This is a genomic window from Sphaerisporangium sp. NPDC005289, assembly GCF_040607455.1.
Classification (GTDB): domain Bacteria; phylum Actinomycetota; class Actinomycetes; order Streptosporangiales; family Streptosporangiaceae; genus Sphaerisporangium; species Sphaerisporangium rhizosphaerae.
The window spans coordinates 62,978-76,017 of record NZ_JBEXGS010000031.1 but is presented as its reverse complement, the minus strand read 5'-3'; the positions used below and the strand labels follow the sequence as shown (position 1 = coordinate 76,017).

The following is a 13,040-nucleotide window of genomic DNA, read 5'->3' as shown; positions in this document are numbered from 1 at the left end:
CACCTGCCGCGCGTGTCCACCTCCCCCTCCTCCAGCGCCGAGCAGGCCCGCCGGGCCATCGGAAACCGCCTCCGCGACCTCCTGCGGGACGCAGGACTGACCGCCCGCGCCCTGGCCCAGGCCGCGGGCTGGGACGAATCCAAGTGCTCGCGCCTCATCCGCGGGCGCACCCTTCCCTCGGACGAGGACATCCGCACCTGGTGCCGGATCTGCGACGCCGAAGGCGAGGCCGCGGACCTGATCGCCGCCACTCGTGACGCCGACAGCATGTACGTGGAGTGGCGGCGGCTACAGCGCAGCAGCATGAAGCGGCTACAGGAGACGCGGGTGTCGCTGTACGAACAGACCCGCCTGTTCCGGTTCTACTGCTCCAGCTTCATGCCCTGGCCCCTCCAGACGCCCGGCTACATGCGCGCGGTGCTGACATCGTTCGCCGAGTTCCACGAGGCTCCGCGGGACATCGACGAGGCCGTGGAGGCGCGCGCGGCACGTACCCGGCTCCTCTACGAGGGGGATCACCGGTTCGCGATGGTCGTGGAGGAGTCGGTCCTGTACGACCGTGTCGCGGACGATGACGTGATGGCCGGCCAGCTCGGGCAGCTGCTCGAAGGCATGTCGCTGCCGTCGGTGTCCCTGGGAATCATCCCCTTCGCGGCTCGCCGGAAGTTGTGGACCATGGAGACCTTCTCGATCTACGACGACCAGCGGGTGTTCGTGGAGATGCTGTCGGCGGCCGTGACGGTGACCCAGCCTCGCGAGATCGCGCTCTACGTCAAAGGGTTCACGGAACTGGCCGCGCACGCGGTCTACGGCGGCAAGGCCCGCGCTCTGATCACCAAGGCGCTCGGAGCTCTCAGCTGATCGTGCAAGTCCGTGCAAGTTGGTTGAGCCGGTCGATCACCCGCTCCTAGTGTCCCAGCGTGCCCCCCGCGTGACTCCGTGAGTTTCGACGCGGACTTCCGCGAACGAAGGCGAGCGCATGGTGACTGGACACCTGTTGGGCGTTGTCGATCTAGTCGGCGTCCCCGAATCGGTCGCTCTGGCCCGTGAGTACGTACGGCGGAAGCTCGGCGCCGGCCATCCCGCGCTCGACGAGGTGACACTCCTGGTCTCCGAGGTCGTGACCAACTCCGTCGTCCATTCCGACTCCAGAGACGGAGGGACGGTGACGCTGGCGCTGGCCGACTGCCAGGACTTCGTCCACGTCGACGTGGTGGACGCCGGCGGGGAGAGCACCCCGCAGGTCTGCCACGACCCGTATGCCGAGGGCGGGCGAGGCCTGATGCTCGTCGATCTGATGTCGAAGACCTGGTCGGTCTACGAGGACGAGGCGGGGCGGACCGTATGGTTCGAAGTGGCCTACGAGCGCCCGCCTTCGCCCGACGTCAGAGATGAGCGCGCACACCCCGGCAGCCTGTGAGATGACCTGACCTCAGAAGCAGAAATAGGCCCTATCACGAGTTCACCGCCTTCCCGTTCGCCGGTCGATGCCGCTCAGCCAGGCGTCCTGAGCGTCGGCCAGCCGCTCTACCAGCGGTATCGGAACGAAGCGGCACGCGAACAGAAGGCCCGCATCCGCGCCGTCGCCGTGAACATGGTGGTGCCACGCATCATCGCCATCTGCATGAACTCTGAGATGGAAGAACGTGGTCCGCCGCGGCTGTCCGGTGTTGGGGTGCGGTCTGTCGTCCACCGCGATGAGGCGGACGATGGAGACCCCGGTCACGCCGGTCTCCTCCGCGACTTCCCGCACAACAGCCTCTTCCAGGCTTTCATCCGGCCGCACCCCTCCCGCCGGCACTTGAGTACCGGCACCGGGCGCGCCCACGTGATCGAAGACCAGGAGCTCCGGGGTGCATCGGTAACGGATCACGTAGGCAGCGACGCGGATTCGCGGAGCGGACATCCCTCCATCCTTTCAGGGGGGAGTCCGCGCCGCGAGAGCCTTCGCCGATATTCGTTAACCAGCCCATGAAACGGCTCAATCTCGTACAAAGCTGAATTAGCAGTCGAAGAACGCGAAATCCCCACCATCAGGGCTACACCAAAGATCAAGATCGATCTTGATGTTCGGAGATGCTTTCGTGGCGCATGCCGCCAATAGGCGAATTTCTATAGGGTGGACGCCATGGATGTGCAGATCGCCGTCACGGGCGAGGAAAGCGTCGACGCTCTGCGACGTTGGCTGGACGACGATCCTGACTTGTTGGGAAACGTACGGGCTCAGGGAACCCCACCCGGTCCAGGGCGATTGGGGGCACTTGAGGTGCTCGTCGCCGCCGTCGGCCAGGGGGGAATCGCGACCGCACTGGCGAGCGCACTGGTGGCGTGGCTGCGGCGGCGGGTGGGAGACGTCGAGATCACCGTCCGCCGGCCGGACGGCGGGGAGATCACGCTCACCGCCAGGAACGTCCGAAGGCTCGACTCGGGACAACTCACGGAACTGACCCGCCGGCTCGAAGGCGCCATGGGCGAAGACGGAGGAACTCCCCGAACTCGGGACCAGGAGTTACCAGGGCCCTCGGAGCGCGGGTGATCCTCGGAACGCAATCGGCCGGCCGAGCGCTTGAACGCCCGGGAAGCCGGGCGCTCGTGGCCGGCACCGCCCGCCATGTCCGGGGTTCCGCCCTGCCGGACGTCGAGGCGGCCGCCACGACGGCGCGGGACCTGGGGCTCGCCCTGGTCGAGTGCTGTGGGCTCGCCCCCGGCCGCCTGGAAACGCTCGTGGATCCGGCGAACCCGGCGGAGCTGGGAAGCACGCTGGCCAGGGCGGCCTCGCAGGCGCGCGGCACGTTTCTGTTCTCCTTCGTGGGACACGGGCTCCTCGACGCACACGGTGAGCTCTACCTCGCCACCTCCGCCACCGACGGGCCGAGCACGGGACTCACGTACAAGGCGCTGCCCTACTCCGCGGTGCGTGAGGCGCTCATCGCCAGCCCGGCGGAAACGATCATCGTCGTCCTGGACTGCTGCTTCGCCGGACGGGCGAACGGCGCGGCGGCCAGCGCCATCAGCGACGCCTTCGGACGGATGCGGGTGCGGCGCAGCCACCTGCTGGCGGCCGCCGCCCGGGACGAGCAGGCCCTGGCTCCCATGGGCGCGCGGCACACCGCGTACACAGGATGTCTGCTGACCGTCCTGCGCGAGGGCGACGAACTCGGACCACGCATGCTGAGCCTGGACGACATCAGCCGCTATCTCGACCGGGAACTGCCCAGGCGGGGATTTCCGCAACACTTTCCCCAGCATTTCGGACGGGCGGGGGAAATCGCCCTCACCCAGAATCGGGCCTACACCTTTCCCGGCCCCGAGACCAGAATCCCTCCGGCGGAGGGGCCCTGTCCCTACCGGGGCCTGGAGCCATTCGAGTTCACCGCCGACGACGCCCGTCTCTTCTTCGGCAGAGAGGAACTGGTCGGGGAACTCGTGCGGACCGTCGGCGTCCGGCGAACGGGTCCCCTGTTCGTGATCGGCCCCTCGGGTTCGGGAAAGTCCTCGGTACTGCGCGCGGGACTGTTGCCGGCACTGGCCGGTGCCGAGGACGGATGGCTGCCCCTCATCCTCACCCCCGGCGACAGCCCTCTGACCGCGCTGGTGCAGGCGATGTCCCCTGAGGAAGCCGGCGACGACGCGGCCGACGAACTCTTCGACGCCCCGCACGCCGTGAACCGCCTCATCGAAAGGACCATGCAGGACCAGGGCCGGCCCACCGACCGCCTGATCCTGGTCGTCGACCAGTTCGAGGAGGTGTTCACCCGCTGCCAGGACCCCGCCGAGCGAAACGCCTTCATCCACGCCCTGTGCACGGCCGACCCTGCCCGCGCACTGGTCGTACCGGCCGTCAGAGCCGACTTCTACGGCCACTGCCTGGCGTATCCGGGCCTGCTCACCGCCCTGGGCGCGGGGCACGTGCCGGTCGGGCCCATGACCGAGCCGCAGGTGCGCCGGGCGATCGAGGGCCCCGCCGAGACGGCCGGGCTGTCACTGGAGCCGGGACTCGTGGACCTCCTGCTCCATGATCTACGGCCCGGCGAGGAGGATGTGCTCAGCGCGCTTCCCCTGCTCTCCCACGCGCTCCTGGCCACCTGGCGGAACAGGGAGGGCAAGACCCTCACCATGTCCGGCTACCGCGCCGCGGGAGGGATCTGGCGGTCGGTCACCACGAGCGCGGAGAAGGTGCACGACAGCCTGGACGACGAGGGGCGCGAGGCCATCCGGAGGATCCTCCTCGCCGGCGTCCAGATCGGCGAGGAGACGGAGGACACACGACGCGAGATCGACCTGCCGGGGCTTCTCGCGAGGGCCGGCGTCACCCCCGCCCCTGTCATCGCGGCGCGGGACGCGCTGGTCAAAGCCCGTCTGATCAGCGTGACGGAGAAGGGCGCGGAGATATCCCACGAGGCGCTCCTGCGCGCCTGGCCACGGCTGCGTGAGTGGATCGCCGAGGACCGCGACGAGCTGCGCCTGCGTCAACGGCTGGCGACGGCGGCGACGGCCTGGCACGAGCAGAATCGTGATCCCTACCTGCTGTTGCGCGGCGCGTCACTGGAGTCCGCGGAGTCGTGGGCGGCCGGGCACGACCACGAACTCGGCGCCCTGGAACAGGACTTCCTCCGCCAGAGCCGACGTACCCGGAGAAGGGGGAGGATCAGGACGCGCCTCGCCGCCGCGCTGGGTGTCCTGATCCTGATGGTGGCCGTGGCGGGTGGTGTCACGATCCGGGAGAGCAGGGCCGCCGCCGAGCAACAGCATCGCGTGGCGGTGTCCGGCCAGATCGCCCCCCAGGTGGCGTCCGAGTACGCGACCGGTAATCCCCTCGGCTCGCACAAACTGGCGGTGGAGGCCTACCGCCTGGCCCCGGACAGCGTCCAGGCGATCAGCGCGCTGCTCGGCACCCAGAACCAGCACTTCGACGACACGCTCGATCCGAGGAACGTCCCGCCGCTTCTCTGGAAGGCGGTCTACAGCCCTGACGGGAAGACGATCGCCACAGGAGGCAAGAACGGAGAGGTGGAGTTGTGGGATGCCACGACCCATCGGCAGATCACCACGATCCCCAACCCCGCCGAACCGGGCACGACCATGAACATCACGACCGTCGCCTTCAGTCCCGACGGCACGACCTTGGCCGCCACGATGAGGGGGATGATCCGCCTGTGGGAGGTGACCGACCGTGGTCATCCGAAGGCTCTGCCCGCGCTGGAGACAGGTGACGACGAACAAGTCACCTTCGGTGCTTTCAGTCGCGATGGCAGGCTGCTGACCGGCATCAGCGCCGGGGGCGAGCTGCGCCTCTGGGATGTCGTCCGCCGCCGCCTGGTCGTCGCGCCGTTCGAGGTCGGCCAGGGAAGCCACGCGGGCTTCACTCCGGACACACGGACTCTGGTCATCGCCTCCCCCGACGGCACCGTGCGACTCTGGGACGTACGTCACCGCCGGTTCACCCGTTCGCTGACCCGCCACGCCGCGAAACTGAACACCAGGCTGGCGATCAGCCGGGACGGCCGCACCCTGGCCGTGTCGGCCGAGGACGGTGGAGTGCTGCTCTGGGACCTCCCCCGGCGCAGGCAGATGAAGACCATCGCGGGTGACGACGCCGGCAGGAGTGTCTCCAGCCTGGCGTTCAGCCCGGACGGCAGTCTCCTCGCCGCAGGTGGCTACGACTCTCATGTGCGGATATGGGACCACGCGGCGGGCGACAGGCCGCTCGCCGATCTGACCGGTCACATCGCCCAGGTGAACAGCGTCGAATTCAGCCCTGACGGCGCGACACTGGCCAGCGCCGGCTCCGACGGCGTCGTCCAGTTGTGGAGCACGCGTGGCAACTTCCTCAACGGCCGCTTCAGCCCTGGTATCACGGTGGCCTTCTCGCCCGCCCGGAACCTGCTGGCGGTGGCCGAGATGTCCGACGTCGTCCTGTACTCGATGCCCGCGCGCCGGCGCGTGGCGACATTCCCCGGTCTGGGCCATACCCCCATGGCCGTCGCCTTCAGCCGGGACGGGACGCTGCTGGCCGTCGCGTCCGGCGACCGGTCCGACCGGTACGGCACCGTGCGCCTGTGGGACGTCCCCGGTCAGAAGTTGCTCAGGACCATCACGACCCACCACCACGGCGTGATGAACGCGATCGCCTTCAGCCCGGACGGCCGCACGCTGGCCACCTCCGCCATCTACGACCCCACGGTCCGCCTGTGGAACCCGGCGGACGGCTCACTTCGCGCGACGCTCGAGGGCAACGGCGGCGACCCCGCCTTCACCCGGGCGACGGCCCTGACACAGGGCGTCCAGTCGCTGGCCTACAGCCCGGACGGGCGGACCCTGGCCACCGGAAGCTTCGAAGGCATCGTCCGTCTCTGGGACACGCGCCGGAACTCACTGGTCGACGACCGGCTCTCCCAACCCGGGAGCGTGCCGGCGCTCGCCTTCAGCCCCGACGGCCGCACGCTCGCCACGGGCGGAGGCGGTGACACCCTCATCCGCCTCTACGATCTCGCCACCAGGAAGGTGTCCGCCACTCTGCACGCGCACACCGCCCAGATCAACGACCTGGTGTACGCCCCGGACGGCGCGACCCTCATCAGCGCGAGCGATGACATGACCGTGCGCATCTGGAAGATACGCGACAAGACCCTGCTGACCAGCCTGCCCGCCGACCACAAGATCGTCGCTGTGGCCTACGACGCGCGGAACCGGACCGTGGTCGCCACCGGGATCGGCCCGCCACTGGCGTGGAACATCGACCCTCGACGGGTCGCCGAGCAGATATGCGGGCGGCTCAGCAAGCCCGACATCACTCCCGACGGCTGGAAGAACCTCATCCCCCAACTGCCCTACGAGCGCTCCTGCGACGGCATGAGCAACCGAGCAGAAGGCCCCTCGTGATGATCGCAAGGGCCTTTGACGTGGGAGCCGACGAGGGATGCCAGGGCCACGGATGCGCGGCCGGAAAGGGACGCAGGCGGTTCAACCCCGACCTGCCTGAGCCGATCCGGCGAGAGGACCGAGAACCAAGCCGTTCCCGCCGTCGTCCAACTCTTCATGATCAGCGTGACGCTCTCCTTGCTGCTGGCCCTGTCCCCCGCGACCGTGACCGAGATTCCGAAGAACTTCCTGCTCACCGAACGCGACGCGCGCAGGGTCCAGGACCCCCATGAGGCGGACGAACAGGGCTACGAGATCAGCGACAAGCTCACCAAGCCGTTGGAGCTGAACCCGTGCCGGCACCGGCACGCCGTCGACCGCGGCCGGGTGGCCGCCCGCACGATCACGCACTGGACCAGCGGCCCCAGCAGCTCCTCCGAACAGCTCGTCATCTACAACAGCCCCCGGAGCGCCCATTCCGCGCTCACCCGTCTGCGCGCCGAGGTCAAGCGGTGCGCACGTAAGGGCGACCCGTCGGCGCCCCAACTCAAGATCCAATGGCGGACGAGTAAGGCCAAGGCGGGAGACGAGGCCATGGGCATGGGTTACCAGACCTGGCAGGACGGCAGCGTGAACGTGACGATGACCGGCATCGCCGCGCGCCGGGGCCGCGCACTGATGATCTACACGACCGACGAGGGAATCTACGACCCCGGCCGACTGACCAAGAACGCCAGGAAGATGGCCGCCAAGGTGTGTAAGTTACCCGGCGTCTGCTAGCCCAGCTGTTAGCGAACCTGTTGGCAGGAGGCCCCTTGTGATGATCGCAAGGGGCCTTTGACGTGGGAGCCGACGAGGGGAATCGAACCCCTGACCTACGGTTCACAAGCCGGAAGAAGATCGTCTACTCCTGTCCCTCAGCGTCTCTTCCCGCCTGCTCAGCGGGCTGACTGGCTTGATCGTCTTCTGTCGACGTCTACGGCCGTCTCGGGACTCGGTCAGGATCCGCGTTAGCAAGATCGTCACCCGGCGCACCGGAGGCGGCTTATCGCCCCCACGGGGATGCGCGATGAAGGCGATGGCCAACATGCTTCCCCCTCTGGCGTTCTTGCTCGGACTGCGATTCCATAACGCCCTTTATAGGGATGGCGGCGGTGATTGAACCAACACGACGGCCGTAGCGCCCTTCACCATGGACCATCGAACGCTGCGGCCCCCGAGCTGTGCGAACAAGCCATGTGGATCTCCTCATGGTTGTAGGAGCCGGCCGACTGTTGCGGAACCTCCATCAGCGTGGGGTCCATTGACCGTCATTGATCGAACCCCCATGGGGGTTCGATCAATGACGAGCGCCTACCGCTCGCGAGCGAGGCGGTTCAATGCGTTCACTGCGGTGGACTGCCCGCCCGTACCGATGGGAGCGGAGACAAGGTACTCGATGGTGGTCGCTTGCCGACGTTCGGAGTTGACATCTCGCCGCTACCCCTGGCCGCAGGGCCGAGCGGCCAGGGGTAGCGGTCGACGCCGCGGCAGCACGCGAGAACCGAGTCGTCCGGTCAGTTCTGGTTAAATTGCCATTGCTGGTTGGCCCCGCCGTTGGCGGCCCACTGCACGACCTGTGCCCCGTCGCTCGTCGCCGCACCGGAGACGTCCGCCACCAGTCCGCTGTCGTGGCTGACGATGGTGTAGTAGCCGTTGCCGGTGGACCGCAGATACCACATCTGGTTGGTGCCGCCGTTGGCCGTCCACTGCTGCAGTTGCAGCCCGGCCGTGCTGCTGCCGGCGTTGACGTCGAGCATCTTTCCACTCGGGACGTACTTGAGGGTGTAGGAGCCGTCGGAGGTTGTGGCGATGGTCCAGGTGGCGGTGCCGCTCTGCTGGACCACCTTGGCACCGTCGGCGGTGGAGTTGCCCGCGACAGCGAGCGGCTTGCCGCTGTTGCGGTTGACGATGCGGTAGGTGCCCGGTGCGGGTCCGCTCCCGCTGCTTCCGCCGAGGTTGAAGTACTCCACCGCGTCGGTGAAGACGGGGCTACCGGACTTCGTGGTCGACAGCTGCAGGTACACGCGGTTGCCGGTGGCCGGGGTGGTGAAGGACACCGGCTGGGTGACCCGCGAGCCGAGCGGGACGGTCAGGGTCGTGCTTCCGGACGCGACGACCGCGCCGTCCGGCGCGTCGAGCCGCGCCGTCCAGGTGAAGCCCACCGAAGTGTCGGCGAAGTCGTCGTTGAAGACGGTGATGTTGCGGGTGACCGTGGCGTTCCGGGCGTAGGTGGGCACGGCCTGCGGCAGAGGGAAGGTGCCGTTCGAGTCCGAGGCGCCGGAGGCGGACCAGTACGGGAGGTCGACCGCTGCCACCGGGTTGAACGCCGCCTGCACGCGTTGGATCTGCGGGTTGCTCCAGGGGTCCGGGAGGTTGTCCACGCCGTAGAGCGGATGACCGCCCTCCTCCGGGGTGAAGTCCGTGGAACGCACGCCGGGCACGAAACCGGCCCACGCGGACAGCAGCGTGTACGGACGCAAGTCGGTGGCGTTCTTGCCGCGCTTGGCCAGGGTTGCCGTGGCGAACCACTCGAAGCCCTGCTTGGTGTTGCATGCCGGCCAGATGTACTCGCCCTCGCCGTCGGGCCGCCCATTCACGGTGATCAGGCCCTCCCCGTACCTGCCGAAGCCGTCGACGTAGTGCGAGATCACCGCGAAGTTGGCGTACGTCATCCCGGGATACGCGTTGAGATTCGCGCCGACCCCCAGCTCGGCAATGATCGGCCGGGTGCCGTCGGCGCCGTTCATCGCCGCGTACAGGTCCTTCTCGAACTGTTCGGAATCCTGGCCGCTCTGGTTCGGCTCGTTGTTCTGACTCCAGCGGATGACCGCGGGGTGGTTGCGGTCGCGCAGGACCAGCGCACGGGCGTGGTTGACCATGTTGTCGTGCCCGGTGATCCAATCCTGCCCGGACTGGGAGCCGCGGATCGCGACCTCGTCGATGAGCATCAGGCCCATCTCGTCGGCGACATCCAACATGTACGGGCTGGCCGGCTCCTGGTGGACGCGCACCACGTTGTAGTTGAGCCGCTGGTAGTTGTCCACGGCCTGCGGCCAGCCGCCGTTGCCCGACGAAGGCGGAAGGAATCCGGGCAGGGTGTCGTAGGCGTCGCCCTTGCCGCCGTTGTTGATCCGGTCGTAGTCGGCACCCTGGAGGTTGTCGCCGCGGAAGTTCACGCGCACGCCGTTGAGGTAGTAGTACTCGCCGTTCTGGGTGGCCTCCCGGAACCCGAACCGGTACGTGGCGTCGCTGGTGTGCCCGTCATCGGTGTCGGCATGCACCGTCAGCCGGTGCAGCTGCGCCCGGTACCCCGACCGGTACGGCACGTTGGGCCACCAATACGAGGTGCTGTCGAGGTTCCACGCGACCGGCCCGACGGTCACGGTCCCGGTCGAGTGGGCCGCCACGGTGACCGTACGGCTGGGCAGTTCCGGGTAGCTGAAAGCCGTTCCGTTGTTGGACGACAGCGACCCGGTCAACGTCACCGACCGGGAACTGCCCGACGTGTTACGCACCGACACGTCGTAGCTCAACGTCTTGTTCGCCACCGACGTACGCACGAATGTGTCGCTGACGTACACCGCCGGGTACACCCGCAGGAACGCCGAACGGTAGATCCCCTGGGGGACCGCCTCGGACCACTCGGCGGCGTCGGGCACCAGGTACCGGCCGTTGGATGCCTTTAACGCGCCGCGGCCCTTCACGTCGACGCTGATCGTATGAGTGGTCCCCGGGGCGGCGTAGGCGCTGATGTCGAACTTCGACGGGGTGAAGGCCGTGGTCTGCGTCGCGACCACGCGGCCGTCCACCGACAAGGTCGCCTGGTGGTTCACGGCGCCGAACTCGATCCACGCCGATTGCGGCTGCCCGGAGTCCGGCACCGTCACCGTCCGCGAGTACACCGCCTGGGACACATCGGTGAACCCCTGCTTGTACCAGCCGCCTCCGGGCACCTTGATCGACGTCGTCGACCGGCCCGCCGGGGTGAAGCTCCACGTCCCGGCGAGATCGACCGAGGCGATCGCGGCATTGCCCGCGGTGAAGCCGTCGATGTCCCCAGCGGCGGCGGCGACCGTCGCGGCGGAGTCCGACGGCTTCACCGCGGGCCGCTGTGCCGCCACAGCCGGCTGAGCTCCGATCGTCGCGACCAGCAGGGCCGCCACCACAGCCGGCCACCTGCTCGCCGTACGTCGAGGACGGGAGGAGGGGTCGCTCCGCTTCATCGGTGATCCTTTCGGGTGAATCCCGTTTGTGAGGCACTTCCCGGGTCCGGCCGCCCCTCCGCAGGCGCCACCGCCCGGCCGTTCAGGCCGTCGCCGTTCGTCAGTGAAAGCCGACGGCTTGAGGGGGGGCATCCTGTCTCCTCGTAATGGGATCGTCGTATCGGTTCGACGGCATGGCCGACATCATACGTAAGGCCCACGCTCCCACCCGTCAATGCTCAGGGTTCTACAGAGATCAGATCACTTCGGCCGTCTGGCTCCCATCACGCCTGATGAGATCACGCGGTCCTAGACGGCATGTAATTTTCAGGCTGCGTTGGACGCCTAGAACACGGTTCAAGATCGAATCGGCATGCTCAGGACCATCCAGACCTGTGTCGAACTTTCCCACAGTTAAACGGATCGATTCGATGCCGTCGGGCGCCCCTGGCGAAGGAGGCCGCAGCGTGAGGAACACTTTCGCAGCGACTCCGGGGCCGGACGACTCGAACCGCAAGCACGGAGCCAGGAAGAACACGCCGAAGCTGCGTGACGGCGTGATGAAGCGCGGCACAACCTGGTCGTACGTCATCCGGGTCACCGACCCGGAAACCGGGGTCAGCAAGCCCAAGTGGGTCGGTGGCTTCACCACCGAGGATGACGCCAAGGCCGCCCGGGACGAGGCGCGTATGGCCGCCCGACGGGGCGAGTACGTCAACCGCAACGCGATCACCGTCGGTGACTACCTGGAAGAGTGGATAGAGGCTCACTCCGTGGAGATCAAGCCCAAGACGCTCCACGGTTACCGAATGCTGATCAGGCTGTATATCGTCCCCCGCATCGGAATCTCCGCCTCCAGGTGGTTCGGTCGGCGACGATCACGAAGCTGTACCGCGACCTGCTGAATGGCGGCGGGAGGAACGGCAAGCCGCTATCGCCTACGACGATCGCGCACGTCCACACCGTGGTCCGCAAAGCTCTGCGCGATGCGGTGGTCATTGACGAGATCTTGCCGAACAACCCCGCTGAACGCGCCAAGCTCCCGCGCAACCAGCGTGCCGAACCGGGAAACGTCTGGACCCCGGCGCAGCTCCGGGAGTTCCTCAAGGTCGCCGAAGGGCATCGGCTGTTCGCGTTCTACCGGCTCGCCGCGTACACCGGTGCCCGGCGCGGAGAGCTGCTCAACCTCCGATGGCGGGACATCGACCTCGACGTACCGGAAGTCCGGATCAAGGGAAGCTCATCCGTGATCGACGGCAAGCGGGTGGAGGGCACGACCAAGAGCGGCCGGTCGCGCGTGGTGAGCCTGGACGAGGAGACGGCAGAGGTCCTCCGGGAGCATCGCGCCCGTCAGGTCGCCGAGAAGCTGGTGGCCGGCGAGGAGTGGAAGGGCACGGACGACTACGTGTTCACGACCGGCTGGGGTGAGCCGATCTACCCGGACACGGTCACCTCGTTGGTTGCGAAGCTCATCGCCGCCTACAACGCGCCCAAGGACCGCCCCCGACCGAAGAAGCCGCTCCCCCACGCGAGGCTGCACGACCTACGGCACGTCCACGCGACGACGCTCTTGTTGGCCGGCGTTCCGGTCCATGTGGTCGCGGCTCGGCTCGGCCATGCCGACCCCGCGATCACCCTTCGCGTGTACGCGCACGTGATCAACGAGCAGATGGCGATGGCGGCCGATGTCTTCGCGAGCGTCGTCAAGGACGCCGCCGCGTAGCCGCTGTTAGCAAAGGTGTTAGCAAAAGGCCCCTTGTGGTGATCGCAAGGGGCCTTTGACGTGGGAGCCGACGAGGGGAATCGAACCCCTGACCTACGGTTTACAAGACCGTTGCTCTGCCGATTGAGCTACGTCGGCGGGGGTGGCGCGTTACGAGTTTAGTCGTATGGCGCGGGCACCGTCACCGATGTTGGTGTGGCGAGAGCGTACGA

General features: G+C 67.7%; 9 protein-coding genes and 1 tRNA gene. 7 read left to right on the top strand and 3 right to left on the bottom strand.

Translation table 11 applies throughout. From position 1 onward, the window contains the following. Positions 1 to 12: 12 nt before the first annotated feature. Positions 13 to 861 carry a helix-turn-helix transcriptional regulator gene (locus ABZT47_RS36150; protein WP_354852357.1) on the top strand — a complete coding sequence of 283 codons (849 nt, stop codon included), beginning with the start codon at positions 13 to 15 and terminating at the stop codon, positions 859 to 861. A gap of 118 nt (positions 862 to 979) precedes the next feature. Continuing rightward, a complete protein-coding gene (locus ABZT47_RS36145; protein ID WP_354852355.1) occupies positions 980 to 1,420 on the top strand; it encodes an ATP-binding protein in 441 nt (146 codons plus the stop codon). Between the two features lie 42 nt (positions 1,421 to 1,462). Here the strand turns inward: ABZT47_RS36145 and ABZT47_RS36140 are convergent, their stop codons facing one another. Further along, positions 1,463 to 1,906, bottom strand: coding sequence for an NUDIX domain-containing protein (locus tag ABZT47_RS36140; RefSeq protein ID WP_354852353.1), 444 nt, complete (start codon positions 1,904 to 1,906; stop codon positions 1,463 to 1,465). A 222-nt stretch (positions 1,907 to 2,128) separates the two neighbouring features. Here ABZT47_RS36140 and ABZT47_RS36135 point away from each other — a divergent pair, with 222 nt between their 5' ends. The 3 genes from ABZT47_RS36135 (at position 2,129) to ABZT47_RS36125 (ending at position 7,641) form a co-directional block, all read left to right on the top strand. Then, entirely contained in the window at positions 2,129 to 2,536 is a 408-nt protein-coding gene (locus ABZT47_RS36135) for a hypothetical protein (RefSeq protein WP_354852351.1), read from the top strand. A gap of 56 nt (positions 2,537 to 2,592) precedes the next feature. After that, positions 2,593 to 6,882, top strand: a complete 4,290-nt coding sequence (locus tag ABZT47_RS36130) for an AAA family ATPase (protein WP_354852349.1) — start codon at positions 2,593 to 2,595, stop codon at positions 6,880 to 6,882. A 165-nt stretch (positions 6,883 to 7,047) separates the two neighbouring features. Next, positions 7,048 to 7,641: a hypothetical protein gene (locus ABZT47_RS36125; RefSeq protein WP_354852348.1), complete on the top strand. Its 594-nt coding sequence runs from the start codon at positions 7,048 to 7,050 to the stop codon at positions 7,639 to 7,641. A 776-nt stretch (positions 7,642 to 8,417) separates the two neighbouring features. Here the strand turns inward: ABZT47_RS36125 and ABZT47_RS36120 are convergent. After that, on the bottom strand, positions 8,418 to 11,126 hold the full coding sequence (locus tag ABZT47_RS36120; RefSeq protein ID WP_354852346.1) for an RICIN domain-containing protein: 2,709 nt from the start codon (positions 11,124 to 11,126) through the stop codon (positions 8,418 to 8,420). A gap of 446 nt (positions 11,127 to 11,572) precedes the next feature. Between ABZT47_RS36120 and ABZT47_RS36115 the strand changes: the two genes are divergently transcribed. Together ABZT47_RS36115 and ABZT47_RS36110 are read left to right on the top strand one after the other, a co-directional pair. Further along, entirely contained in the window at positions 11,573 to 12,010 is a 438-nt protein-coding gene (locus ABZT47_RS36115; protein WP_354852345.1) for a hypothetical protein, read from the top strand. Next, positions 11,965 to 12,828 (top strand): tyrosine-type recombinase/integrase, encoded by an 864-nt coding sequence (locus ABZT47_RS36110; RefSeq protein ID WP_354852343.1) that lies wholly within the window; start codon positions 11,965 to 11,967, stop codon positions 12,826 to 12,828. Before ABZT47_RS36115 ends, ABZT47_RS36110 begins: the two co-directional genes overlap by 46 nt. A 65-nt stretch (positions 12,829 to 12,893) precedes the next feature. Here ABZT47_RS36110 and ABZT47_RS36105 read toward each other — a convergent pair. Then, positions 12,894 to 12,966: transfer RNA gene (locus ABZT47_RS36105), tRNA-Thr, on the bottom strand. Positions 12,967 to 13,040: the final 74 nt, after the last annotated feature.

Excerpts from the sequence above, each read along its gene's own strand:
- ABZT47_RS36120 (WP_354852346.1), bottom strand. The coding sequence starts at position 11,126 with ATGAAGCGGAGCGACCCCTCCTCCCGTCCTCGACGTACGGCGAGCAGG.
- ABZT47_RS36140 (WP_354852353.1), bottom strand. The coding sequence starts at position 1,906 with ATGTCCGCTCCGCGAATCCGCGTCGCTGCCTACGTGATCCGTTACCGA.
- ABZT47_RS36135 (WP_354852351.1), top strand. The coding sequence starts at position 2,129 with ATGGATGTGCAGATCGCCGTCACGGGCGAGGAAAGCGTCGACGCTCTG.
- ABZT47_RS36145 (WP_354852355.1), top strand. The coding sequence starts at position 980 with ATGGTGACTGGACACCTGTTGGGCGTTGTCGATCTAGTCGGCGTCCCC.